The organism is Rhodoferax sp. GW822-FHT02A01 (assembly GCF_038784515.1).
In the GTDB taxonomy this organism is placed as follows: domain Bacteria; phylum Pseudomonadota; class Gammaproteobacteria; order Burkholderiales; family Burkholderiaceae_C; genus Allorhodoferax.
This window is the reverse complement of the sequence record NZ_CP152376.1, coordinates 170,747-195,883: the sequence shown is the minus strand read 5'-3', so window position 1 is coordinate 195,883 and position 25,137 is coordinate 170,747. Positions and strand designations below refer to the sequence as shown.

16 protein-coding genes are annotated in these 25,137 nt (G+C 59.1%); 11 read left to right on the top strand and 5 right to left on the bottom strand.

The window, feature by feature from the left end; translation table 11 throughout:
• Positions 1–2: 2 nt before the first annotated feature.
• Positions 3–1,388: a hypothetical protein gene (locus tag AAGF34_RS00845; RefSeq protein ID WP_342618747.1), complete on the bottom strand. Its 1,386-nt coding sequence runs from the start codon at positions 1,386–1,388 to the stop codon at positions 3–5.
• Positions 1,389–1,687: 299 nt separating this feature from the next.
• Here AAGF34_RS00845 and AAGF34_RS00840 point away from each other — a divergent pair, with 299 nt between their 5' ends.
• Positions 1,688–2,650 (top strand): polysaccharide deacetylase family protein, encoded by a 963-nt coding sequence (locus AAGF34_RS00840; RefSeq protein WP_342618746.1) that lies wholly within the window; start codon positions 1,688–1,690, stop codon positions 2,648–2,650.
• Between the two features lie 53 nt (positions 2,651–2,703).
• Here the strand turns inward: AAGF34_RS00840 and AAGF34_RS00835 are convergent, their stop codons facing one another.
• The 4 genes from AAGF34_RS00835 to AAGF34_RS00820 form a co-directional block, all read right to left on the bottom strand.
• Positions 2,704–3,846 (bottom strand): glycoside hydrolase family 88 protein, encoded by a 1,143-nt coding sequence (locus tag AAGF34_RS00835; RefSeq protein ID WP_342618745.1) that lies wholly within the window; start codon positions 3,844–3,846, stop codon positions 2,704–2,706.
• The gene (locus AAGF34_RS00830; protein ID WP_342618744.1) at positions 3,843–7,532 is read right to left on the bottom strand and encodes an oligosaccharide flippase family protein; all 3,690 of its coding nucleotides are present in this window, start codon (positions 7,530–7,532) and stop codon (positions 3,843–3,845) included. Before AAGF34_RS00830 ends, AAGF34_RS00835 begins: the two co-directional genes overlap by 4 nt.
• A gap of 108 nt (positions 7,533–7,640) precedes the next feature.
• The gene (locus tag AAGF34_RS00825) at positions 7,641–9,161 is read right to left on the bottom strand and encodes a hypothetical protein (protein ID WP_342618743.1); all 1,521 of its coding nucleotides are present in this window, start codon (positions 9,159–9,161) and stop codon (positions 7,641–7,643) included.
• Entirely contained in the window at positions 9,158–10,279 is a 1,122-nt protein-coding gene (locus AAGF34_RS00820) for a GNAT family N-acetyltransferase (protein ID WP_342618742.1), read from the bottom strand. The genes AAGF34_RS00825 and AAGF34_RS00820 overlap by 4 nt, the downstream gene beginning before the upstream one ends.
• A gap of 189 nt (positions 10,280–10,468) precedes the next feature.
• Here AAGF34_RS00820 and AAGF34_RS00815 point away from each other — a divergent pair, with 189 nt between their 5' ends.
• The 10 genes from AAGF34_RS00815 (at position 10,469) to prsT (ending at position 24,967) form a co-directional block, all read left to right on the top strand.
• Entirely contained in the window at positions 10,469–10,726 is a 258-nt protein-coding gene (locus tag AAGF34_RS00815; RefSeq protein WP_342618741.1) for a phosphopantetheine-binding protein, read from the top strand.
• Positions 10,659–11,555 carry a hydrolase 2, exosortase A system-associated gene (locus AAGF34_RS00810; RefSeq protein ID WP_342618740.1) on the top strand — a complete coding sequence of 299 codons (897 nt, stop codon included), beginning with the start codon at positions 10,659–10,661 and terminating at the stop codon, positions 11,553–11,555. The genes AAGF34_RS00815 and AAGF34_RS00810 overlap by 68 nt, the downstream gene beginning before the upstream one ends.
• 4 nt (positions 11,556–11,559) lie before the next feature.
• Complete coding sequence (locus tag AAGF34_RS00805; RefSeq protein WP_342618739.1) at positions 11,560–12,411, top strand: hydrolase 1, exosortase A system-associated; 852 nt, start codon at positions 11,560–11,562, stop codon at positions 12,409–12,411.
• Entirely contained in the window at positions 12,408–14,066 is a 1,659-nt protein-coding gene (locus AAGF34_RS00800; protein WP_342618738.1) for an acyl-CoA ligase (AMP-forming), exosortase A system-associated, read from the top strand. Before AAGF34_RS00805 ends, AAGF34_RS00800 begins: the two co-directional genes overlap by 4 nt.
• 59 nt (positions 14,067–14,125) lie before the next feature.
• Positions 14,126–15,331: a pyridoxal-dependent decarboxylase, exosortase A system-associated gene (locus AAGF34_RS00795; RefSeq protein ID WP_342621195.1), complete on the top strand. Its 1,206-nt coding sequence runs from the start codon at positions 14,126–14,128 to the stop codon at positions 15,329–15,331.
• A gap of 66 nt (positions 15,332–15,397) precedes the next feature.
• A complete protein-coding gene (locus AAGF34_RS00790; protein ID WP_342618737.1) occupies positions 15,398–17,233 on the top strand; it encodes a hypothetical protein in 1,836 nt (611 codons plus the stop codon).
• A gap of 98 nt (positions 17,234–17,331) precedes the next feature.
• Positions 17,332–18,702, top strand: a complete 1,371-nt coding sequence (locus AAGF34_RS00785) for a TIGR03013 family XrtA/PEP-CTERM system glycosyltransferase (RefSeq protein ID WP_342618736.1) — start codon at positions 17,332–17,334, stop codon at positions 18,700–18,702.
• Complete coding sequence (prsK, locus tag AAGF34_RS00780) at positions 18,703–20,784, top strand: XrtA/PEP-CTERM system histidine kinase PrsK (RefSeq protein WP_342618735.1); 2,082 nt, start codon at positions 18,703–18,705, stop codon at positions 20,782–20,784.
• Between the two features lie 11 nt (positions 20,785–20,795).
• Positions 20,796–22,160, top strand: coding sequence for a PEP-CTERM-box response regulator transcription factor (gene prsR, locus AAGF34_RS00775; RefSeq protein ID WP_342618734.1), 1,365 nt, complete (start codon positions 20,796–20,798; stop codon positions 22,158–22,160).
• 35 nt (positions 22,161–22,195) lie between these two features.
• A complete protein-coding gene (gene prsT, locus AAGF34_RS00770; protein WP_342618733.1) occupies positions 22,196–24,967 on the top strand; it encodes an XrtA/PEP-CTERM system TPR-repeat protein PrsT in 2,772 nt (923 codons plus the stop codon).
• Positions 24,968–25,137 lie beyond the last annotated feature (170 nt).

Genomic DNA, 25,137 nt, shown 5'->3' with positions numbered 1-25,137 from the left:
GTTCAAGCCCGCAGCAAGTTGCGGCCACTGAGGTCCGCTTCGTCCACTTGCAGCATGCCCAGAAGTGTGGGCGCAATATCAAGGATGGAAACCTTCTGCGGGTGTTGCGTATGCCGTCCGGACTTGACCCAGAAGCATCCATCCGGATGGTGGCGCCCACTCTTGATTTCCTCAATGCGATAAAAAACACCAAAGAACGGTGTCGCAGATTGCCCCACTCCCAGATTCAACTGGGCATCCGATGCAATTTTCTGGTTCAACTTGCAGCCGAAATACAGACTGGTCTCTGTATTGGTCGGTTCAATACGAAACACTTCCACGCCGTCCACGGTCACCGCTCGCAGGCGCTGCTCTGCGACGTTGCGCATGGCCGCATTGGCGAAATGCATCACGTACTGGTGGGTCATTACGGGGGCAAGCTCGGTCCATGCCAGGCCCAGTGATTTCAGCAGATCCTCAACCCGTCGTGGCCGGTAAAAATGCTGTCCTCCGGTGGCCTCATATTTCAGAAACGGCTGTTGACTGAGGGCTGTGGCGAAAACGAGGGTCGCACCACACTCTTCCTCCAGCTGGAAGAAATCACCCAGAAGCCGGTCCATTTCCTGGTAACCGAACAACACCGCGTCACCATGCTTTCGAATGTCTTCGCCACCGGGCTTTACAGTGAAGGCATCGGGATCCATGCAACGCCAATAGCTGTGTTGCAGATGCGCCGTGCTATTGGCAAAGAAGGTCGAAAAATCCGGCCGGCGCGTTAGCTGGTAATGACGGAATACATCAAAAAGCAATTTGTCCAGGATGGTGGCACGTCTCCACGCAGATTCACCACCATTGCGCCGCTCCGATAGGAGCTGGCGCAATATAGCCATGACAGTCTTGGCCCTGAGCCCGTGACCCACCATAAAGCCCAGAAAGCGCAGGACGTCGCCCAATTGGAGTCCCCTGTCGGCGTTGCTGTACTCTTGTACTTGGCTGGCTACGAATCGATGGAAGTCCTTCAGCTCGGCAGGGAAGGGTGTCTCACTGGTACACCATGGGTCAGGAAGGAACACGCTTCGTTCGTGGGCAAGTCCCTTGGTATTCATGCTCGAGCAGTTCCATACCACTTTGTTCTTGTCCAGCAGGCGCTGCCAGATATCGCGCTGGGTGGCACGGGGGCCGTCGGTCAGGTGGAAGACCTGATGGTCTCGGAAGGGAACTCCCGTGTGCAGCGAATACCACTGAATCCAGGGCTCCAGATTAGGAGCCTCCTTCTCATCGGCTTCCGTGACAAAGACATCCGAATTCTCGTGAAATTTCTTGAAGTTGGGGAGCTTCCCTTCGGCCATCCAACGGTCCAGAAGGGATGGGCACAATTCGTTGAATTCAATCAGGATGACAGGGTTCATCTTACGGTTCTCCAATTGTGAAAACGAGACGTGATGCCCTGGCGAGAATCCAGTGTGCATAGCGAATTCCCCCCTTGGGAACCGGGTGAACTCTACACGACTAGTAGAAAACCGAAAAGGCCCGCAGATGCGAGCCCTCTGACGACGTTTTCACCACTGACGGCCTGATCAGCCACATGAACTAGAATTTTGTACAAACTAAATAGAGGCTAGAGGCGCAAAGTGCAATTAACTTCCTGGCCATTCACGGGCAAGAGACACAGATATGCCGGCACATGGTTGAGGAGGACTCGCCCCTAATGCACCCTACAAAATTGCTTCCGCTGCGTTACCTTGCGAGCAAGAAACTGTCGGTCTTCCTATTCCACAAGGTGCCGGGCCAGGTTGACCCGTTGATGCCGTACGACCTGGACTTGTGCTCTTTTGAGCAATTGCTGGACTCCGTTGTGTCTGCTTTCAATGTCATTCCCTTGGACGAGGCGGTTGCGGGTTTGCTAGGCGGCAATTTGCCCTTGCGCGCAGCTTGCATCACCTTCGATGACGGTTACGACACCTGGTTGCCGGGCGTCATACCGGCGCTGGAGCGCCGCAATATGCACGCGACCTTCTATATCACCACCGGGCAATTCGAGGGACGGCCCTTGTGGCACGAGCGCATTGCCAATGTGGTGCGTTGTGCGCCTGGCCCGCTGCTGGACATCGTGCATCCGGCGTGCGCCCCGCTGCCCGTTGGGACACTGGAAGAGCGCTCTGCCGCCGTGGTGCAGCTAGAGCGGTTCTTGAAGTACTTCGCAGTGGAAGCGCGAGACGAATTGCTGCACCGTATGGAGTGCGCCGTGGGAACCGGGCCCGAGCACGTGACACGTATGTCCACGCAAGATCTGCGGACCATCCACAACCGTGGCTTTGGCATCGGTGCCCACACCGACAACCACCCCATATTGGTGTACTGCGACCAAGCCGCCGCCATGCGGGAAATCGGCGCGGTCAGGGAAACACTGGCGGGATACGTAGGGGGGCCGGTACGGTCATTCGCGTATCCGAACGGAAGGCCCTACGCGGACTTTTCGGCACAGCACGTGGATATGGTGAAGAAAGCCGGTTTCACGAGTGCAGTCACCACCCAGCGCGGGATTGGATTGGGCGGTGCCGACTGGGTGTACCAGATTCCACGCTTCACACCGTGGGGACGAAGCTCCCTGAGCATTGCCCTGCAGTTGGCCAGAAATCTGCTGACTCCCGCCAGGTTCGTCGATGACTAATGTCTCGGATTGCGCAAGTGCATGACAGCGATCGCCGACGATTGCGTTAGTTGTCAGAGCCGTGCGCTTAACGTTCCTGGTATCTCCATATGTGCTGAAGTGGTCAGCGATATGGCGTCCAACGCCACTGTAGGCGCCAAAGACCATAGATGGCATCCAAATTGGCGACTGTAACTGCCAACACCTGCGGCCTCGCCAGAGCTGTCATCAACCAGTCCCGTTTCAGTGGTGCTGCTGTCCAATGCGGTGCGGCCCCGTTTTAACAACGGCAGAAATTCGACGAAAGGACTTGAAGCATCGCCTTCTTGGCTAAGCAAGCGTCCCAGGCCATAGCACAGCAAAGCAGTGACAGAGCTGTCGCTTTGTTGCGTGGTGTCGGTCAACTGCCAAGGCCAGTGACCATTGGCGAGTTGTACGTTCGCCAGCTTGATCAAGAGTGCTTTGCAAGCGCGTTCAAGGGGCTCACGCATTGTTGGATCGTCGATCTCCATCAGCGTGTCGGTCAACCCCAGCAATTGCCAGCCTATGCCACGTCCCCAGCCGGGTGGGCCCAGTGGCGTCAGGGTCTTTGCGTCGAAACCGTGCGTCACCCAACCCGTCTCGGCATTTTCAGCAAACCGCATGAAACTGTTTAACTGGGCCAAAGCGGTTTCGAGGTAGCGCGAGTCATCGGTGAGGCGACTCAATCGTGCGAGAAATGGGCACAGCATGGCCAAAGTGTCCACCAGCACTTCACTGCGGTGTTCTGCATAGGTGATAAGACCGGCACCTGCGCCCGTGCGGGACAGGTAGCGTTCACCCATGCTTCGCGCTTGCTCCAGATAGCCGCGCTGGAAGCCGTAACCGGATTCCAGCGCCAACGCCGCGTAACCCAGACCGCCCATGTCAATGTGCAGCCGCGATTGCGCTTGGTCCGCGAGCGAAATTTGCGAAAGCCCGTGATCAACCCAGCGTGCTTGCGCGGTCAGTTTGGTTGGCTCGCCATTGAGCAATAGATAGGATAATCCCAGTGGCCAACTGAGCGTGGCCTTAGGTCTTCCCGCTAGCTGGTAAGCGACGCGAGACAATCGCCAGCCAGTGCTGTCAATGATGACACGCAATGGTGCGGAGCGTTTTCCAAGCCACCAAGAGTAGCGATTACCCAAGGCCTGTAAGGCGTTCCAGCGGGCAAATGCCCGGCGATGCATGTTGGTCATGCGCTCTCTCTTGGCGGCCTGATCCAGGGGAACACCTGTGCGACCATCGCCATACTCAAATATCCCAGTGACTGCAGACGACGACGGCCCATAAGAAAGGACCACAGGAATTCGTGTCTGGCTATTGCAATGTCACCTTTCCAGAAATGCATGTAGCCATGATCAAAATGGACTTGCCCCAGCCGCCTGCGAAAGTCCCGTTGCGAAAGATGCGTGTGGTCAGGATTGCTGGTCCCCCAACGTTGCTCCACCATGCACAGAAGCTGAAGCATATGATTGGTCGGTGTGACGCGCGCCATGGTGCTGGCACCATGCGCCCGATAGAGCGACACTACCGCATCCAGTGCGTGCATCTCGGTGACCCTGGATGCGCGGAACCAGAATTCATAGTCCTCGCCGATGCGCATGCCTTCGTTGAATGGGCCAATTTGTCTGCAAACGGATTTGCGCACGACGGCCGCGCTCATGCCTACCAGCATGCCCATCAGCATGCGGTTGTAGCCCCAACCGGAGCGATGGAGATCGGCGGACACCACGTCCCTGCAATCCGGTGCCATGCTGGCTGCAACGGGAAATCGCCTTTCCGGGCCAGCGGACCATCTCAGATAGCGGCCAAAGACGAATCCGACGTCAGGGTGCGCGTCGAAATACCGCACCTGCGCTTCCAACTTGCCGGGAAACCAGTAGTCGTCGGCGTCAAGGAAGGCAATGAATTCACCCCGTGCGTGAGCGATGCCATTGTTGCGGGCCCGAGAAACACCGCCAGCCTGCTGCCGAATGACGCGTATCCGCTTGTCCTTGGCTTCCAGCAAACGGTAGTCCATGTCATCGGAGGCATCGTCGATGATCAGTAGTTCAAAGCTGGAATAGCTCTGTGCCAGCGCACTGTCCACAGCCTCATCGATGAAATCCTTGCCGTTGCGCACTGGCATGATGATGGAGACGCGGGGCAGTCCATCGGCACCGGATTCGGTCTTGCGCAAGGCCGACACTGGAGGCGAAGGACGTAGACCCAGCATTGCTGCATTGACTTCGGAAACAAAGCGCTGAGATTCTTGCTCATATCGCTGTCGTGCAGCATGGATAGTGGCGCGGAGCTCTCTCTCCTGCGCCAATGCCTCCAGCACCGCGGCCACGAAACGATCCTTGCCAAAGGGGGAAGACGGGATGCAGTACTGCGGTAGACCGATCAGGCTAAAAAACCCCGCATGCTTCGTGTCGTAGGCGAGCGCCACACAGGGTGTGCCGGTGCTCGCTGCCAGGATGCAGGAATGCAACATTCCGCCCAAATGAAGGTTCATCCCGGAATAGCCTGCGCAAAGCACGTCCGGGTTGCCGCTGACGACTTCCAGCTCGATTCCGGATGCCATGATCATCTTCGCGATTACGTGTTCGGTGTCGAAATGCACCATGTAACGGAAGCTGCAATGCGTGGCCTGCTGAATTTGCCTGAGCATGGCCACGCACTCTGGCAGATCCTGCCTGATGCGCTGTGCAACTTCCTGGAAATGAAAGGGTAGGTTTATTCCAATGACAGGCCGCACATTACTTTGCATACCTGTCACTTGAGTGAGGTGTCGCCCTTCCTTCGCGTACAGAAATGCCGGATCTCCGACAAGCAGTACCGGTTTATCTGTGTACTGTGCCAGGACACGTTGTGAATCGGCGTCACGCACACTGATGTGGGCACAGCGCTGCAAAAGGCGTCGTACTACTGCCTCATCGGCCGCGGATGTGAAGGGTTGGTCCTTCATGCCCGGCTCAAGGTGGCGGTTTATGCCGATACCGTAGAGCACCACGGGTGCTGCAATCGTTTCCAGTACCTCTAAATCGGCTATCACGCGACGTGCCAACTGGCCATCGTGTTCGAAAGCAATATACCCGCTTCCACATATGCAAATCAGCCGGTTACCTGCTGGCGTGTCAATGAAATTCTCGCGATCTCCCCAGTTGCTGCGCAGGGCACGGCGACCCGGCTGATTTGCGAGAAGCGCTTCAAGCGACGCCAGCACGATGGCTTCGTCTCCGCGGTTGTAAGAAGCAGAGGTGACGTAGTCGCGATAATCCAGCCGAGCCAGCGATCCTCGCTTCCAGCGCAGCGTATCGCGCGCAGCCTTGATTGCGAACTTCGCTTCACTGCGCAAATGGGCGAAAAAGCCCATGGGTGGCGGCGGTGCTGCAACAGCGCCGTACAAGACCACCTCGTCGACTACTGGGGTCACAGGTTCGTTGTTTCCCCGTCCCTTCACCATCAGTCCCTTGACCATTTCGAGGGCCTTGTGGAACTCATGCCTCAACGGATGCCGGAACAGATGTAGTGCCAGTAGCCAGACTGTGAGAAACAGGAAGGCAACTGCACACAGACGCAAAAATGGCGAACCCAGTCCGTCCACAAGATGGTAGAACAGCAGAACAGTGCCGAGTACTGTTAGTGCCACGCCAGCGCTGTTAGCCAGCGATCGTCTCCATTCCAACGCGCCCATGGCCAGGTGCCATCGCCCCAGCAAAAGATAGGCCGGTATGCCGAGGCACTCAGCCAGCGCAACTGCACGGGCGAATGAAATCAGGGACCCGTCATACAGGCTGAGCGCCAACATTGCCTTGGCGCCCATGGTGCACCCAAGCGGTAGGGCGCTAAGGTACGGTCGACCCATGGCGGTCATGGCCGGTTGCACGATGGCAAAGCTTACCTGGACGCCAACTGCCAAGCACAACCACGGCACCACAGAGGCGCTTTCACTCCATGTTGCGCCGTAAAGGAAAGCAATGAGATCGTTGGCAATGACTGCGGTGGCGGCCAGTGCGGGCCAAACGATACCCGTCAGCAAGGCGATAGTAGGGACCAGCCTGGTGCTGAGTCTCTCACCTCCATGGTGAACCTTGGCCAGATAAGGTAGCGCAAAGTACTCGATGGTTGGCGCGGTCACCGTGTTCAAGATGTTGACTGTGGAATTTGCACGGCTGTAGATACCAACCACGTGCGGTCCGGTCAATTTGCCCAGAATGATGTCCGGCAACGCGGTGTCCAGCGCTTTGATGGACGATGTCAGTATTGCTCCTGCGCCAAACTGCACCACGTTCTTCCAGCCCGTAAATGAAGGTAGTAGCAACCGGTGTTTAGGCATGAGCATGGTGGCCAGCAGGCCGCTGACGACGATGCTGGCCAAGTTGGCCCACGCCATGCTCATGTAGCTGAACTTGAGGGATGCCAACGTAATACAGGTGGCGATATAGGTCACTGTTGCCGCGGCGGTGACCGCGGCTGTCTTCTGTACTTGCAGTTCACGCGAGAGAACAGCCAGTGGGATAGCACCGAACGGGATAAATACAAAGCCCAGCGCGAGCACGGGCATGATTTCACGAATGCCGGGCTGCTGGAAGAAATTTGCAAGCACGCCGGAGAGTAGGTACAGCAATACAGCAAAGGTCCAGGAAGAAGTCAACAAGACTCCCATGGCCGCACGCTGGGCCTGCGGCGTCAGCACCTTTTGGCGTTTGATGAATGCCACCACACCGAAGTCTCGAAAGACATGGGTAAACCCGACAAACACCGCGGCGATGGAGAAGATGCCGACTTCGCTGGGCGACAGCAGCCGCGCCAGCACCACCGTAAGGGCGAAGTGCGCGGCGAAAGAGCCATTGGAAACAATGAACTGAAGGCCTATCTTGCTACGGATGGAGTTCAATGTTCAGCTCCAGATTAGGTTGGTGGGTAGCATGGATCGTCTGTCGTTCAGTTCTGTCGCGGATGGTGGTTGATTTTATAGACCGGAGCGCGATAGGGGTTCCCTTATTCATGGAGTTCCTGTGGGGCAGGGCGTCGTGTCTGCCAACGCTCCCGGCAGGGTGCCGTCGGCACGCGTATGACCGCAGAAATCGTGTGGGACGGCCAGGATCGAGGGGATTCGATCAGGCGTCTTTTTCCAGTTCAAGGACAGCCTGTCTGCATCCTCGAAGGTCGCAGGCATGGTGACCAGCTCGTTCATTTCCAGCTTCCAGGGTCCGGCGTCGCGGTTGCGCAGGCCGCCCTCCAGCAGGTTGCCATAGACGCGTGCCGAAGCCGGGCCGCGGCGCATGGCCACACCGGCGGTATTGATCAGGGTGTTGTGTGCCACCAGGGCACCGACGGAGCGGTTGATGTCCACACCCTCGTCCATGCAGTCCAGCACGATGTTGTTGGCTATCAGGCCGTCCTTGTGCTCGAACACGCACTGCTTGTCACGGCACACGGCGGCCGGGAATGTGCCCCCGCCACCGAAAGACAGGCCGATGCGGGCACCCGGTTGTGCGACATCGCTAGGTGTACAGATCACCAGATTGCGCTCTATCCTGCCGCCGTGACCGGCCCCCTTCATGAAGGCGCCGTAGGAGATCTGGTTGCCGTCCGCCTTGACGAAATTGCTGATCAGGTTGTCGGCATAGACCCAGCGATCGGCGCCCACCAGGTCAATGGGCGTCATCGGTCTGCCTTCGGTTTCGCGTGCGGTGCTGTTGGTGAGGGTGTTGAACTGCACCAGTCCGCCGTCCGGCCATTTGTCATCCAGGCCGTTGACCTTGATATGGGCGTTGAACTCCTCCACAAGGTTGTTGCGTATCACGATGTTGCGGGCGTCACCGACCACGTGAAAGGCATGTTCGCAGTTTTTTTGCCTGGCGCAGACGCCGCGGATGGTGAGGTTCTCGAAAATCCAGAATGGGTGGTAGACGACAAAGCCTTCTTCGGTATCAAACTCCAAGGTCACCTGATCGGGAGCGGCAGCCCGGACCGTGATGGGCTGTTCGCGGCTACCGCCCGAGCGGGTGTTGAGCTTTTGCCGGATCGTGTAGTGCCCCGGCGCAAGCAACAGCGTTTGACCTGCCACGGCGCCGCTGATGGCGCGTGCAAGCTCCTCTGCACTCTGCACCAGCACCGCCCTGTTGGACGGCAGGGTGTCGGGTGCGGCGGCAGCGGTTTCCTCCAGGGGCTGGCCCACCTGGGAATAGCGTACCGGTGCCAACGGGTAGCGCCGTTGGCCTTTGCCCAGGTCGGGCAGGCCGGGGGCATTGGCCGACCGCACGATTCGGTCCTGCAAGCTGTTGAGCGGTCCGAGCGCCAAGGCTTCCAAGTTGGTATGTCCCTGCATGCGGTGCTTGGCATAGCGAATTAGTTCTGCAGGCGAGCGGTTGGCGGACTCGGCCAACCTGTTCACGATGGCTACGGCGTTCAGCAGAACCACGACCAGGCCGAGCGCACCTATGCCGACGCCGAGGGCTGGCCATGTCCACTTGCTGCGTCCGCGTTTCTGCCCTTTTTCTTGTCCGCTTGGATTCTTCACGTGTGTCTCCAGTGCCTGAATTGCCTAGCTAGCCAATGCCGGCCAGCCTGGGCCAAGCCCCGCAAACTGCGCGGCTCAAACGCCACGATGCCCCAGCGCTCGCGTCGTTGCGACATCCAGTCTTGCTTGTAACCATCGTCGCCGGTCAAGTAGTCCACTTCCAGCACGCGGTCGATATTGAACACGTGCTCCATCATGGCCTTTGTCAGCAAGGAGCCCGCCGAATAGCGCTCGAACCCCTGTTTATAGGCCAGTTTGTAGATGTTGGCCTTGCCGTCCTTGATAAGCCACAGCTGGGCCGCAATGGGGTCGCCGTTCAGCGACAGCACGCCCAGACGCAACCAGCCTTGCGCAGCGGCCATGCGAGCCATCTGCGGTATGAAGTCTGGCAAAGGCTCGGGCTGCTTCCAGCTGTGGTTGTAGACCTGCACGAAATCGGCAATCGCCTGCTCCAGCGACGCGGGCTGCGCACATTGGATGCGCAGGTTCCACGGGCCGGCCCGCGTGAGGCGGCGCTGTCCGCGGTCCATGCTGTGGCGCAGGGCAGAAGGCAGGGCGGCCAGATAGGCTGCGAATGTCTGCCCGCGCACAGGAAAGTACCAGTTGCCAAAACAGTAGAAGGTGTCCACCCAGTAGCCCGCGGCGCGCAGCGCATCCTGAAGCGCCTGAAACTGCCGGTCGTCCTTGTCCAGCGGTGACAAGGTGAGCATGGTCGGACGCTGGCGTGCCGCGCGCAACGAGGCACATAGCGCCCGCAGGCAATAACCACTGTCAGCAGATTCTGGGGCTTGTGCGCATTCGGAATCCCTGTCAGGCGAAGGCCAGCACAGGGGCGAAAAAAGACTGCTGTAATAGTTGCTCAGGCTGGTCCAATTGGATCCGTGTGCCAGCAGTGGCAAGCACACGGCCAGGTGCTTGTCAGAGCCCGTCAGCAGCAACCGGCAATCGGCGGCAGTGGTTGGAAACGGCAAGCCATGGGCAGCAAGGTTTTCCAGCCAAGGCAGGGTGCAGAACACATCTGCCGACTCCGGTGCCGCCTGCGGACACAGTCCGCGTGCGCGCAACGCCACCCGCAGCTCTTCGAACGAATGCAATACATCGACACCGGGTTCAACCATATGCAACGCCTACAGCGCTGGATCGGATCGGTGGGGCGGCCTGGGTACTGCACAGTTCAGCGGCGTCTTGGGCAGGCGCGACCAATCCCACGTATCCTTCGCCTACCACTGAGATTTTCATTAGCTGCTCCCGTGCTACATATTGCCGTGGGTATCATACCCAGAGAGGTTTCAATATAAGGAATGCCCGTGGCATTGGAAAAAGAAGTAATGGAGGTATTGGAGGCAGCGTTGAGCTTGCGCGGACGCTCTGCGTCCTTTGGACGATCGACGGTATTGCTGGGGGCGCTGCCTGAACTGGACTCCATGGGCGTGCTGAATGTGATCACGATGCTAGAGGAGCGCTTTGGCATCACCATCCACGACGACGCGATAGACGGTGCGGCCTTTTCCACCGTGGGCACGCTGGCCGACTGGCTTGCGGTCCAAGTCGGCCCAACGCTGTAGCCAGGCTGTGGTGGACGCGTTTTTCCTGCCAACACCCCAAGGAGAGCGGTTTTGTCTGCTGCATGTGCCGCCTGCCGGTCAACCGTGCAGGGGCGCCGTTTTGTATATCCACCCCCTGGCCGAAGAGCTGAACCGTTGCCGACGCATGGCCAGTTTGCAGGCCCGTGCACTGGCCCGCTGCGGCTTTGCCGTCCTGCAGATGGACCTGCTTGGATGTGGGGACAGTTTCGGTGACTTTTCCGATGCGACATGGGATGCTTGGCTCAGCGACGTAGGCGCGGGGCGTCAGTGGCTGGCCCAGCGTTATGACGCACCACTGTGGCTGTGGGGCGTGCGTGCCGGCTGTCTGTTGGCGGCCGCGAGTACCAGGCAACAGCCAGATGTGCCTGCGCGTTTGTTGATGTGGCAACCGGTCGTGGCCGGGCGTCAGCATCTGCAGCAATTCTTGCGGCTGCGGCAAATGGCGGAAGTGGTGCAGGGTGGCGGCAAGGTAGGTACCGACGCACTGCTCAAGCAACTGGAACAAGGGCAAGCCGTGGAGGTGGCCGGCTATGCACTGGCGCCGGGACTGGCCCAGGGATTGGCGGAGGCCACCCTGGATGCTTTGGTGAACGTCCGCCAAGTGGTATGCCTTGAGGTTGTGGCGCCAGGCCAGGCACAGGGCTATACAGCTTCGCCAGCCTTGGCGGCGCAAATCCAGCGCTGGACCAGCGCCGGCATTGCTGCCCAGACCACGGCGGTAGAAGGTGAGGCCTTCTGGCAATTGCCCGAGGCCCAACTCTGCACCGCGCTGGTGGACGCCACCGTGGCTGCCCTGGTGGATGCATGAGCCTATGCAGTTCACCGAACATGCCCTGTTGATACCCTGCCAAGGCGACGCAATGGTTGGCGTGCTCTCCCGTCCGGGCACGCCGTCCACTCTGGGCCTGGTGGTGGTGGTTGGTGGGCCGCAATACCGGGTGGGCAGTCACCGGCAGTTCGTCCTGTTGGCGCGTCGCCTGGCCAGTGCGGGTTATCCGGTCTTGCGTTTTGATTACCGGGGCATGGGCGACAGCGAGGGCGAGGCCAGAGGTTTCGAGTCCATCGACCAGGACATTGCAGCGGCCATCGATGCGCTGAAGCAGGCCTGCCCCTCGGTAGGCGGCGTGGTGCTCTGGGGCCTGTGTGATGGTGCGGCCGCGGCCCTGCTGTATTGCGGTGCCACGCGCGATGCGCGGGTGGCGGGCCTGTGTCTGCTCAATCCGTGGGTTCGTTCGGAGGCGACGCTGGCACGTACCCACCTCAAACACCACTACAGCGCGCGCCTGTTGCAGGTGGATTTCTGGAAGAAAGTGTTTTCAGGCAAATTCCGTGTGCTGCAGTCCCTCAGGGAGTTGTGGGGTAACTTCCAAGTTTCGCGCAGCGGCGCATTGCACCAAGGCGCCGAATCGCCCTTCCAAGTGCGCATGGCGCAGGCATTGCGCCAATATTCTGGACGGGTGCTGCTACTGCTGAGCGCAAACGACTACACCGCCAAGGAGTTTCTGGAAACCGCCAGCACCGACCCGCTCTGGAGCGGCCTGCTGCACAGGCCGGGTCTGGAGCGTGTGGACGTGGATGGTGCTGACCACACGTTTTCCAGACAGCAGTGGCGCGCGTCTGCCGAACAAGCCGTATTGCAATGGATGGGAACCTTCAAACCATGAGCAGTTTGCACAATACAGGAGGCCTCCTGCACGAACTGGTCGCCGCTTCGGCCCGGCGCACGCCGGAGGCCACCGCACTGGTTCACGGCGAGCAATCCTTGAGCTATCTGGAGCTGAACACCGCGGTCGGGCAGTTCGCCTCGGGCCTGCTGGCATTGGGGGTGCAGCGCAACGAACGCGTCGCCGTCTATCTGGAAAAACGCATGGAAACGGTGGTGAGCAGCTTTGGCGCCAGCGCTGCCGGTGCGGTGCATGTGCCGGTCAATCCGCTGCTGAAGGCCGAGCAAGTTGCCTATGTGCTGCGGGACTGCAACGTGCGGGTTCTGGTGACATCGGTCGAGCGCCTGGCATTGCTGCGTGAAGTGTTGGGCCATTGCCCCGACTTGCAACATGTGGTGCTGGTGACCTCGCCCCAAGGCGGGGAGGGCGCCTCCAAAGCCAGCACCGGAGCGCCCGTGATTGCCGGATGGGACGAACTTCTGTCGGCGCCTGCAAGCGCCGGCCACCGGGTGATTGATACCGACATGGCGGCCATTCTGTACACATCTGGCAGCACCGGCAGCCCCAAAGGCGTGGTGCTGTCGCACCGGAACATGGTGGTGGGTGCCCATAGCGTGAACGCCTACCTGGAGAACACCGCGCAGGACACCCTGCTTGCAGTGCTGCCGCTGTCGTTTGATGCGGGCTTCAGCCAGCTGACAACGGCCTTTGCGGTGGGGGCACGCGTCGCGTTGCTGAACTACCTGATGCCGCGCGACGTGCTCAAGGCCATGCAACAGCATCGTGTGACGGGGCTGACCGCGGTGCCGCCCCTGTACATGCAGCTGGCCCAGCTGAGCTGGCCTGACGGCGTGACGGGCACGCTGCGTTACTTTGCCAACACCGGCGGGCGCATGCCGCAGGAGACATTGCGGGTCTTGCGTGAGCGTGCCCCGCAGGTCAAGCCATTTCTCATGTACGGCCTGACCGAAGCGTTCCGCTCAACCTATCTGCATCCCGACCAGGTGGATCTGCGTCCGGACTCGATAGGAAAAGCCATTCCCAATGCCGAGGTGCTGGTGTTGCGCGCTGACGGTTCTGAATGCGCGGCCGATGAACCGGGCGAGCTGGTTCATCGCGGCCCCCTGGTGAGCCTGGGGTACTGGAACAACCCGGAGCAGACTGCTGAGCGATTCAAGCCGCTGACGGGCTCCACGCCATGGCATCCAGCTGGCCTGCAGTTGCCCGAATACGCGGTGTTTTCCGGCGACACCGTGCGCAGGGATGCGCAAGGGTATCTGTACTTCGTGGGCCGCAAGGACGAAATGATCAAGACTTCGGGATACCGCGTGAGCCCGACCGAAGTGGAAGAGGCCATCCACGCAACCGGGCGGGTTATCGAGTGCGTAGCCTTTGGCGTGGATCATCCGGTGCTGGGCCAGGTGATCCAGGTGCTGGTGTATTGCACCCCTGATACCATGCAAAGCGATGTCCAGAGTGAACTCCTGGACGCCTGCAGGGCCGGTTTGCCGGCCTACATGGTCCCCGCAGGCGTGCAGGTGGTGGGCCAGCCCTTGCCGCGCAACATGAACGGCAAAATCGATCGCAAGGGCTTGCGTGCGGCCTGGATAACAGACCATCAAGGCACTACGGAAGCAAAGCACACACTGCCATGAACGCACCCCACACCGCATCTGAAACCCCAGCCCGGACGGCTACGCCCGTCCACGTCGCCATGGACCAGTTTGCGCATGCGCAGGGGGAACTGCTCATTGGTGGCCAACGTCTGTCGCAACTGGTGGCACGCGTAGGCCAGACGCCGTTTTATGCCTATGACCGCGGACTGATTGCGCAGCGCATTGGCGAGTTGCGTGCCCTGTTACCAACGCAAGTCAGGTTGCACTACGCCATGAAGGCCAACCCCATGCCCGCCCTGGTGGGCTGGATGCGCAGTCTGGTGGATGGCGTGGACCTGGCCTCCGCCGGGGAACTCAAGGTGGCACTGGATGCCGGCGTCGATCCGCGTCACATCAGTTTCGCCGGCCCTGGCAAGCGCGATGTGGAGCTGCGACAAGCCGTGGCTGCAGGGGTTCTGGTGAATGTGGAGTCCGCTCGCGAGCTGGTGGTGTTGCAAGCGGCGTCGCAGGAGCTGGGACTGCCGGCCCGTGTGGCCGTGCGGGTGAATCCGGAGTTCGAGCTCAAGAGTTCGGGCATGAAGATGGGCGGTGGAGCCAAACCGTTTGGTGTCGATGAAGCGCAGGTTCCCGGGCTGCTTGCAGACATCGGTCGTGCCGGTCTGGCATTTGAAGGCTTCCATGTGTACGCAGGCTCCCAGAATCTGCAGGCAGCTTCCATCTGCGAAGCGCAGCAAAAGACGCTGGAACTGGTCGTGCGGCTGGCCGCGCATGCCCCCTCTGCGGTGAAGACGCTGAATCTGGGCGGCGGTTTCGGGGTTCCCTATTTCCCGGGTGAGCGTCGCCTGGAACTGGGCCCCGTCTGCAGCAGTCTGGCCGACTTGGTGGTGCAGGCGCAGTCCGCGCTGCCACAAGCCACCCTGGTGCTGGAACTGGGGCGCTATCTGGTGGCAGAGGCTGGCGTATACGTGGCCCAGGTGTTGGACCGCAAGGTGTCCCATGGGCAGGTATTCCTGGTCACCGATGGGGGCATGCACCACCATCTTGCGGCATCGGGCAACTTCGGTCAGGTTCTGCGCAAGAACTACCCGGTCGCCATTGGCAACCGGGTGGATGAATCCGCTACCGAAGTGGCGTCAGTTGTTGGCCCTTTGTGCACTCCGCTGGACCTGTTGGCAGACCGTATGCAACTGCCCGTTGCTCAGGCAGGGGATTGGGTGGTGGTGTACCAATCGGGAGCCTATGGCGCCAGTGCCAGTCCCCAGGCCTTCTTGGGTCATCCCCCTTGTACGGAAGTGTTGGTGTAAGGCTTGTCCGCGAGGTCGTTCCTTTGTGCGCTGATAGCGGCGGCCTCCGGTTTGGCAGGTTGCGCCATGGCGTTGAACCACCCACTCTGGCCCATGGGCATGCTCGTGCTGCAGTCCTGTGTGCTGGTGCTCGAGGTGGCCTACCCCGGAGCGTGGCTGTTCCTGGTGCCTGCCAGCCTGCCTTTCCTGAACTTTTCTCCGTGGACGGGTTGGGTCGCTTTTGAGGAACTGGATCTGATGCTGCTGGCAGTTCTGGCTGGTGGCTACATACGGTTGGTAGTGGGGTATGCCAGTGAACCAGTGGTCGCTGGTTCACGGCGCAATGGGTTGTTCGCTCTGCTGCTGTTTGCATTGGCCGTGACGGGTGCCGTGTCCTTTGTACGTGGCGTCACGGATGCGGGGGGCTGGGCGTTCGACTGGTTTGGAACGTATACGCATGCCGTCAATACCGTGCGTGTGTCCAAGAGTCTGGTGTATGCACTGTTGCTGTGGCCGCTGATGGACCGGCAGCTGCGTTGCAATCCACAGCGGTCTCAACGCCTGTTCGCTCTGGGGATGATGGTGGGACTGGCCTGGGTCAGTCTGGCGGTTCTTTGGGATCGCCACAATTTTGTCGGCATCTTCGACACGGATGCCAACTACCGTACCGTGGCAACCTTCTGGGAAATGCATGTGGGCGGAGCTGCCATCGATGCCTATCTGGCGATGGCCACGCCCTTTGCGTTTCTGGCGCTGGCCAGTGCCAGGCGGCCTGTTGCTTGGGGTATGGCATCGGTCCTGACCCTGCTTGCGGCCTATGCCAGTCTGACCACCTTTTCCAGAGGGGTCTATCTGGCGGTGGGGTTACAGCTTCTGTTTGCAATATATGAGTGGTGCAAGTACTCCACGCTGGTAAAGCAGCTGTGGGCACGCTGGCGCATTTGGGGTACCTTTGTCGTGGCGGTCCTGGTTGTGATGGAGATATATGCCGTGCTTGGCGGCGACTCCTACATGAACAAGCGTCTTGCCAGTTCCGGGCAGGACATGACCCGTAGACTGGCGCACTGGTGGTCCGGTGTGGGTCTGCTGAAGAGTCCCGCAGATTGGTTGGCTGGCAAGGGCCTGGGCCGACTGCCCGCAAACTACTCCGCCCAGGTCCCCGGAGAAAACTTCTCTGGAAGTGTTGCCCTACGCAGCGAAACCCTGTCGGACGGAAATACCCGACGCTACGCCGTTCTGAGCGTCCCGGACAATCTGGAGGACTTGACTGGAAACTTTGCTCTCACGCAGCGCGTGGACCTGTCGGGCAGCAATGTGAATATTGTTCAAATGCGCGTGCGGGTGGACAAGCCGGTCGCATTGACGGTGGTCCTGTGCCAGCGGTACCTTCTGTATGACCGCGATTGCCAGGGGGCTAGCACCCAGGTGGAGCCGGGCCTGGGCGAATGGCAGGCGGTGCAATTGCCCTTGTCGGGTCCACCTTTGGTCTGGGGCTCCATACCCATCACTTTTGCTGTGTCCTTGGACACGCCGGGCGCGTCAGCCGACATCACCCAGTTGCAGGTAACTGGTGATGCGGGCCAGGAGCTGCTGCTCAACGGGGACTTCAGCGAACGCATGGCGCATTGGTTGCCGTCGGCACAGAGTTATTACGTGCCCTGGCATATTGACAATCTGTATCTGGAGGTGCTGATCGAACGGGGCGTGTTGGGCGTGTTGGGCCTGGCGGGCCTCATCCTCTGGGCAATGGCCAGCTTCCTGCTCTCACCCCAGGTGCGCGGATCTGCGCTTACTGCCACGGCTGCCGGATTGTGTGGCGCATTGGTAGTTGGACTGGTCAGCAGCATCATGGATGTGCCCCGGGTGGCGCTGCTTTTCTATTTACTTCCCATGTTATTGATAGGAAAGAGTAACCAGAGGTAAAAAAGCGCGAAAAAAAGGCAAAATGACAGCGCGCTGGGGCCCCTTGATAGACTTATGCGGTTGGGCCGCCATTACGCCAGGGGTATAGGGGGAAACAATTGATAAAGATTTTCGGTCATTACTTCAATCGTCGAACGCTGTTGCAGGTCAGCTTTGACTTGTTTCTGGTAAGCGGCGTGATGCTGTACGTTTTGCTGGTTCACGACCTAGAGCCCTCCAACAGCCGCAATCTGGCTTTTGTACAAGCATTCACCATGGCATTTGGCGTGTTACTGATCAATGCCGGATTGGGTTTCTATCTGCGGGTGCACAACCGCACCGTCGGACAAACCTACGCTCGTGCCATACTGGCTTTGTGTGCTTCGGCTGTGCTGGCCGGATTCATCAAACTGCTGTCGCCCCCATCTGAATTGCTGGTAGTCGCATTGGTTTGTGTGCTGGTGCTGATGCTGATCACGCGCATCTACCTCACCTATATGACGCCGCGCGAATACATGCGTCAGCGTGTGCTTATTTATGGCACAGGCAAGCCCGCCAAAATGGTCGGAGGCAGTCTGAAGGCATCGGACCCTTCGGTGGACGTGGTTGGCTATTACGCCAGCCCCAATGAGGTCAAGCCGGAAGTGTCAGCTTGGGGCGTTTTGGAGGTAACCAAATCGATATCCCAAGTGGCGGACGAACTCAAGGTGGATGAAATCGTCGTTGCACTTACCGAGCGTCGTGGCGGCAGCATGCCGCTGCGCGAACTGCTGGACTGCAAGCTACGTGGCATCCGCGTGGTCGACATTTCCACCCACTTCGAGAAGACGCTGGGACAGATCCGGCTGGATTCGGTATCTGCAGGCTGGCTGATCTTCGGTGAAGGCTTTGTGCACGGATGGGTCAAGTCCTGGGTCAAGCGGATTTTTGACATTGTGTGCGCCAGCATCCTGATTGTCCTGACGCTGCCCATCATGGTCATCACCGGCATCCTGATTGTGCTGGAGAGTCCGGGCAGCATGCTGTACTCGCAGGAGCGCGTGGGGCTCAACGGGCGGGTGTTCAACGTGGTGAAATTTCGCAGCATGCGCAGCGACGCTGAGAAGGACGGCAAGCCCCGGTGGGCGACGGCTGGCGATTCCCGGGTGACACGCGTAGGCCGAATCATCCGCAAGCTGCGTATCGACGAGTTGCCTCAGTTGTTCGTGGTGCTGGGCGGGTCCATGAGTATGGTGGGGCCGCGTCCGGAACGTCCCTATTTTGTGGACCAGCTGACCCAGCAGATCCCCTTCTTCGCGGTACGCCAGAGCGTCAAGCCTGGCGTGACGGGTTGGGCCCAGGTGCGTTACCAGTACGGTGCCTCGGTGGAGGATGCGGCCGAGAAGTTGCAGTACGACTTGTTTTACGTGAAGAATCATTCGCTGTTTCTGGATATCGTGATTCTGTTTGAAACCGTAGGTGTGGTGCTGCTGGGCAAGGGAGCGCAGTAAATGAACCTTGCGGCCTGGGGACAGGCCCTGGTAGGCCTGGCCTACTCCCTGTTTGCCATCCGGCTGATTCAGGTCAAGAGCCAACGGGCGGATGCTGCCACGGCCAATGCGCTGGTCATTTTTGCCATTCTGGCCAGTGCCTTGTGGGGCTGGCTGGGTCTGGTGTCCAGCATTACCGGTGATGCCCGTTGGCTGTTGCTGAGCCGCTGGATGGACTCGCTGCGTTACGCGGGTTGGTATGCATTTCTGCTGGTTCTGATCGGCAGGGGCCACTCCAAGCTGGCGGCCATCAACATCACCACGCTTGCCGTCATTGCGGTGGTGGTGATCGTGTTGGGATTGCCATTTGACCTGCAAGCCTATGTACCCGATGGATTGAGGGCCAGCCTATTGCGCTGGACACGTCTGGTGTGGATGGTCACGCCGCTGTTTGCACTGGTGCTGTTGGAGCAGGTGTTTCGCAACGTCACGGCGGACTCACGCTGGAATATCAAGCCTTTGTGTATCGGCCTGTCGGGCGCATTCCTGTTTGACATGTACATTTTTTCCGAAGCTGTCATGTTCAACCGGGCGGACGCGGACGCCTTCAACATCCGCGACACGGTGCATGCACTGGTGACGCCTTTTCTGTTCCTGGCAATGACGCGCCGCAGTGACTGGGTGTCAAAGATCAGCATTTCACCCAAGGCGGCATTCCACTCCGCCACGCTGCTGATTGCGGGCGTGTATTTGATCTTCATTTCCGCCGTGGGTTACTACGTGCGCTACTTCGGTGGCGAGTGGGGGCGGGCACTGCAGGTGGGGCTGGTGTTTTTCGGCCTGATCCTGATGATCACACTGGCCATGTCCGGTTCGCTGCGGGCCAGTCTGAAGGTGTTTCTGGGAAAGCACTTCTTTCGCTACCGCTACGACTACCGCGAGGAGTGGCTGAAGTTCACTTACACCTTGTCCCAAAGAAACTCGCCACGGGAAATGGGGGAGCAAGTCATTCGCGGCTTGGCCGACATGCTGGAGAGTCCGGCGGGCGCCTTGTGGATGCGGGGGCAGGGAAAGGATGTGCTCACCCAAACGGCCTTCTGGAACATGAGCCCGTCGCAGGAGAGCGAGTCTGCCGATTCGGAGCTTTGCCGCTTTCTGGAGACCAGTGGCTGGGCAGTCAATCTGGAGGAATACCGCTCGTATCCGGGCCGCTACGGGCAGATGAAGCTGCCGCGGTGGCTGTCGGAAATGTCGCAGGCCTGGCTGGTCGTTCCCTTGCTGGTAGGGACGACACTGATCGGCTTTGTGGTCCTTGCCAGTGCGCGCACGCGCATGGACGTGAATTGGGAAGTGAACGACTTGCTCAAGACGGCGGGTCTGCAGGCTGCCAGCTTCCTGGCCCAGATGCAGGCCACGGAAGCATTGCTGGAGGCACGCAAGTTCGATGCATTCAATCGGATGTCGGCATTTGTGGTGCACGACCTCAAGAACATCGTGACCCAGCTGTCACTGATGATGAAGAATGCACGGCGCTTGAGCGGCAACCCCGAGTTTCAGGAAGACATGCTCAAGACCGTGGAAAACTCGCTGGACCGTATGCGTCAGATGATGCTGCAGCTGCGGGAGGGGGCAACTCCTTCCGGGTCGACCTTTGGTGTGGACCTGGCTGGAATTGTGGATAGCCTGGTGGCCATGGCAAAAGGGCGCGACCGTGTTCTGGAAGTGGAGCGCAAGGATCCGGTTGCCACACGGGGCCACGCGGATCGATTGGAGCGCGTCATTGGCCATATTGTGCAGAATGCGTTCGATGCGACCGACAAGTCGGGCCGGGTCTGGTTGCGCCTGGATCGTGCGGCAGGTCAGGCCCGGATCGTTGTCGGCGATACTGGGCAAGGCATGTCGCAGGAATTCATACGGGAAAAGCTGTTCAAGCCTTTTCAAACGACCAAGCAAGCCGGCATGGGGATTGGAGTCTATGAAAGCTTCCATTATCTGCAGGAGATCGGCGGAAAAATAGACGTCCAAAGTGAGGTGGGCGTGGGAACGGTGGTCACTGTGCTGCTGCCGCTGTTTGAGCCTCACAATCAATCTGACCTTCCTTAATTAGAGGACTCATGAGCACCGAAAAAACACGCGGATTGCTGATCGTCGAAGACGATCTGGCACTGCAAAAGCAAATCAAATGGTCGCTGGATCGTTTTGATTCAGTCACCGCACATGACCGCGAAAGTGCGCTCGTGCAGTTGCGCAAGCACGCACCGGCCGTTGTCACCATGGATCTGGGATTGCCACCGGACCCCGATTCGGTATCCGAGGGCTTCAAGCTGCTGGAACAGATCATGGCCACGGCCCCCCATACCCGGGTCATTGTCCTGACGGGACAGAATGACCAGTCCAACGCCTTGCGCGCCATTGCCATGGGAGCATGCGATTTCCTCGCCAAGCCGTTCGAGCCCGAGATTTTGGACGTGATCGTCGAGCGTACCTTCCGGATCTCCCAGCTGCAGGCGGAAAACGAACGTTTGCGCAGTTTCCACCATCCCGACGCCTTGAGCGGGCTGATTACGCGTGACCCGGAAATGCTGCGCATTTGCCGCACCATTGAAAAGGTAGCCAACACCAATGCGACCGTCATGCTGTTGGGGGAAAGCGGTACCGGCAAGGAAGTGCTGGCGCGGGGTTTGCACGATGCCTCGTCGCGCAAGAACGGAAAGTTCGTCGCCATCAACTGTGCGGCCATTCCGGAGAACCTGCTGGAAAGCGAGCTGTTCGGGTTTGAAAAAGGCGCGTTTACTGGCGCATCCAAACAGACGCTGGGCAAGATCGAGACGGCCAACGGCGGCACCCTGATGCTGGACGAAATTGGCGACTTGCCATTTTCCCTGCAGGCCAAGCTATTGCGCTTCTTGCAGGAACGCAAGATCGAGAGGTTGGGCGGGCGTCAGGAGATAGCCGTGGACGTGCGCATTGTTTGTGCGACCCACCAGGACCTGCATGCGCTGAGCAAGGAGAACCGGTTCCGGGAAGACTTGTATTACCGGCTTGCAGAGATTGTGGTGAACATCCCGCCCTTGCGCTCACGCGTGGGAGATGCCGCGCTCTTGGCCCATGCCTTTGTCCGGCGTTTTGCGCAGGAACAGAACCGGGCCTCCATGTCCTTGAACGAAGGGGCCCTCAAGGCGATCGAGGCCTACCCCTGGCCGGGCAATATCCGCGAGCTGGAAAACCGCATTAAGCGAGCGGTGATCATGGCGGATTCCAACCAGATCACCCTGGAAGATGTGGGGCTGGCCAGCCCGGCACAAGACAGTGCGGAAGATAATTCCTTGGACTTGCGCCTTATTCGCGACAATGCCGAACGCGGTGCCGTGATAGCGGCCTTGGGTCGTGTCAACGGGAATATGGTCAAGGCCTCCGAACTTCTGGGTGTCAGTCGTCCCACGCTTTACGACTTGATGCACCGGCTCGGCATCAAGTAGTTTTTTCTGCTTTTCAATATTCTGTGAGAACAACAATGCGCTCTACAAAAATGGTTCGTGGTGCTCGTCTATCTGCCTTGGTGTTGGCACTGGTTCTTGCTGGGTGCGGACAGAAGCCCGAGGCCATGCTGTCGTCTGCCAAGGATTTCCTGGCGAAAAATGACACCAAGTCAGCGGTCATTCAGATCAAGAACGCACTGCAGGCCAATCCGGATCTGCCAGAAGCGCGCCTCCTCTTGGGCAAGGCATTGCTTGAAGCAGGAGACGCAGTGGGTGCAGAAACCGAACTGCGCAAGGCATTGAATCTCAAGGCGCCAGAAGACCAGGTGGTGCCCCTGCTGGCAACCGCCCTGCTGGCCCAGGGAAAAGCCCAGAAAGTGGTAGATGAATTTGGCCAAACTGCGCTTACGCAAGCCACAGCCAACGCAGACTTGCAGACCACACTGTCCTTGGCCTATGGTTCTTTGAGCAAAGTCGACAAGTCTCAAGCTGCCTTGGGCGAGGCGTTGAAGGCAGACGCCAACTTTGAGCCTGCGCGCTTGTTGCAGGCGCGCCTACGCGCACGCAATGACATGGATGGCGCGCTGGGTGATGTTGACGCAATCCTTGCCAAATCTCCACAAAACTACCAGGGCTGGAAGCTCAAGGGTGACCTGCTGATGTTCGGCAAGAACAAGCCGGACGAGGCACTGGAAGCCTATCGCAAGAGTATCAGCGCTCGGCCCGATTTTGTTGTCGGGCACGTAGATGCGGTCCGCGTGCTGTTCCAGCAGAACAAGCTCGATGAAGTGGAGAAGCAACTGGCCGGTTTGAAGGCGGTAGCGCCCAACCATCCCATGACCAAGACGTTGGAAGCCCAATTGGCGTTTCAACGCAAGGATTTCAAATCGGCGCGCACTCTGTCGCAGCAGGCGCTCAAGGCAGCACCTGAATATCCAATGGCCCTTCAAGTGGCCGGTGCGACAGAACTGCAATTCAACTCGGTACTGCAGGCAGAGAGTTTTCTGAGCAAGGCAGTGCAGTTGGCGCCTGAGTTGACATCGGCAAGAAGGTTTTTGGCAGCTACCTATGCCCGGTCTGGCAATACTGCCAAGGCAATCGCCACGCTGGAGCCTGCCTTGGCAACCGAGCCGGTCGATCCGGACGTGCTGTCCCTGGCAGGGCAGATATATCTGCAGGGTGGAGACGCCAAGAAGGCCGAGGAGTATTTGGCCAGAGCCATCAAGCAGGATCCGCAGAGTGCGCGCAAGCGCACCGCATTGGCAGTGACGCGTTTGGCCGAGGGCAAGGTCGATTCCGGCATTGCCGAACTGGAACAAATTGCCGGATCCGACAGCAGTACGGTGGCTGACATGGCATTGATCAGTGCCCATTTGAATCGCCAACAATACGACAAGGCGCTGAAGGCCATTGATGCGCTGGAAAAGAAGGATCCTGGAAAGGCAGGCACTGCCATACTGCAAGGCCGCGTCTACTTGGCCAAGAAGGATCTGGCCAGCGCACGCAAGAGCTTCGAGAGAGCCATGGGCCTGGACCCCAGTTCTTTCACGCCAGTTGCCAGCCTCGCGGGTTTGGATTTTGCCGACAAGAAGCCGGAAGATGCCAAGAAGCGCTTTGAGGCTTTCCTGGACAAGAACCCCAAGAGTGGCCAGGCCCTGCTGGCCTTGGCTGAACTGGCCGCCAACACCGGCGCCAGCAAGGACGTGGTCGGGACCTTGATCACCAAAGCCGTCACGGCCAATCCCACGGATGTGGCTCCACGGCTGCTCCTGATCGAATTTCATCTTCGCAACAAGGACCTGAAGCAGGCGCTTTCCGTGGCGCAGGATGCCCAGACTGCGCTCCCCGACAGCCCGGAAGCGTTGGAGGCATTGGGACGCGCGCAGCAGGCCAATGGTGATTTGAATCAGGCCATCACGAGCTACAACAAGATGGCGGCCCTGCAGCCCATGTCGCCGCAGCCTTATTTGCGTCTGGCGGAGGCCTATATGGCAGCCAAGGACAAGACTGCCGCCGCGCAAAGTCTGCGCAAGGCGCTGGAGATCAAGCCGGATCTGAAGCAGGCGCAAACAGGCAGCATTGTTTTGGATATGGACGCCAAGAATTACCAGGGCGCTGTGGCAACGGCGCGTACCATGCAGTCGCAGGCACCGGCGGATTCTTCGGGGTACGTTCTGGAAGGCGACATCAATGCAATCCTGAAGAAGTGGGACGCGGCAACCACCGCCTACCGCAATGGCCTGAAGCAGGCGCCATCTACCGAACTGGCAATCAAACTGCTCACCGCCCTGCAGGCCTCAGGCAAGTCTGCTGACGCCGACAAGTTCTCTGCCACATGGCAAAAAGACCATCCGCAAGACCTTGCATTCCAGATGTATCTGGCCGATGGAGCGATCGCCCGCAAGGACTACCAGCAAGGTGAGCGTTCGTATCTTGCATTGCTCAAACAGCAGCCCAAGAATGCCATGATTTACAACAATCTGGCGTGGATAACGGCGAAGTTGCACAAGGATGGCGCGATTGCCTATGCCGAAAAGGCGGTATCCCTTGCGCCCAACCAGCCGGCATTTATGGACACCCTGTCGGGCCTGTTGGCAGAAAAGGGTGAGTACGACAAGGCCATTGAAATCCAGAAGAAAGTGGTGGAACTGAGCCGTTCCGCGCCTGGTTTCCAGTTGAACCTGGCGAAGATCCAGCTCAAGGCGGGGCACAAGGCAGAAGCCAAGGTTATTCTGTCCGAGCTGAGTAAATTGGGCGACAAGTTTCCTGGTCAGGCTGAAGTGGCCAGCTTGTTGAAGGACTTGTGACCAACCGCTGTCGGGAAAATTTACAACTCTCTTGCGAGCGTCGTATTTTTCCCGGTTGTCTGTGGCTTTGCAGAGATAAGTTGTTGAATTTAAATGACTAATTAGCGAAGCTTTGAGTTGGCCTGAAAATTGCATTCATGCCGCAAAAGGCTGATAATTGCCAAAGTCTG

What these genes read in the sequence shown, in the direction of transcription:
- AAGF34_RS00845 (WP_342618747.1), bottom strand. Translation starts at nt 1,388, where the DNA reads ATGAACCCTGTCATCCTGATTGAATTCAACGAATTGTGCCCATCCCTT.
- AAGF34_RS00840 (WP_342618746.1), top strand. Translation starts at nt 1,688, where the DNA reads ATGCACCCTACAAAATTGCTTCCGCTGCGTTACCTTGCGAGCAAGAAA.
- AAGF34_RS00835 (WP_342618745.1), bottom strand. Translation starts at nt 3,846, where the DNA reads ATGACCAACATGCATCGCCGGGCATTTGCCCGCTGGAACGCCTTACAG.
- AAGF34_RS00820 (WP_342618742.1), bottom strand. Translation starts at nt 10,279, where the DNA reads ATGGTTGAACCCGGTGTCGATGTATTGCATTCGTTCGAAGAGCTGCGG.
- AAGF34_RS00805 (WP_342618739.1), top strand. Translation starts at nt 11,560, where the DNA reads ATGCAGTTCACCGAACATGCCCTGTTGATACCCTGCCAAGGCGACGCA.
- AAGF34_RS00800 (WP_342618738.1), top strand. Translation starts at nt 12,408, where the DNA reads ATGAGCAGTTTGCACAATACAGGAGGCCTCCTGCACGAACTGGTCGCC.
- AAGF34_RS00795 (WP_342621195.1), top strand. Translation starts at nt 14,126, where the DNA reads ATGGACCAGTTTGCGCATGCGCAGGGGGAACTGCTCATTGGTGGCCAA.
- AAGF34_RS00790 (WP_342618737.1), top strand. Translation starts at nt 15,398, where the DNA reads ATGGCGTTGAACCACCCACTCTGGCCCATGGGCATGCTCGTGCTGCAG.
- prsK (WP_342618735.1), top strand. Translation starts at nt 18,703, where the DNA reads ATGAACCTTGCGGCCTGGGGACAGGCCCTGGTAGGCCTGGCCTACTCC.
- prsR (WP_342618734.1), top strand. Translation starts at nt 20,796, where the DNA reads ATGAGCACCGAAAAAACACGCGGATTGCTGATCGTCGAAGACGATCTG.
- prsT (WP_342618733.1), top strand. Translation starts at nt 22,196, where the DNA reads ATGCGCTCTACAAAAATGGTTCGTGGTGCTCGTCTATCTGCCTTGGTG.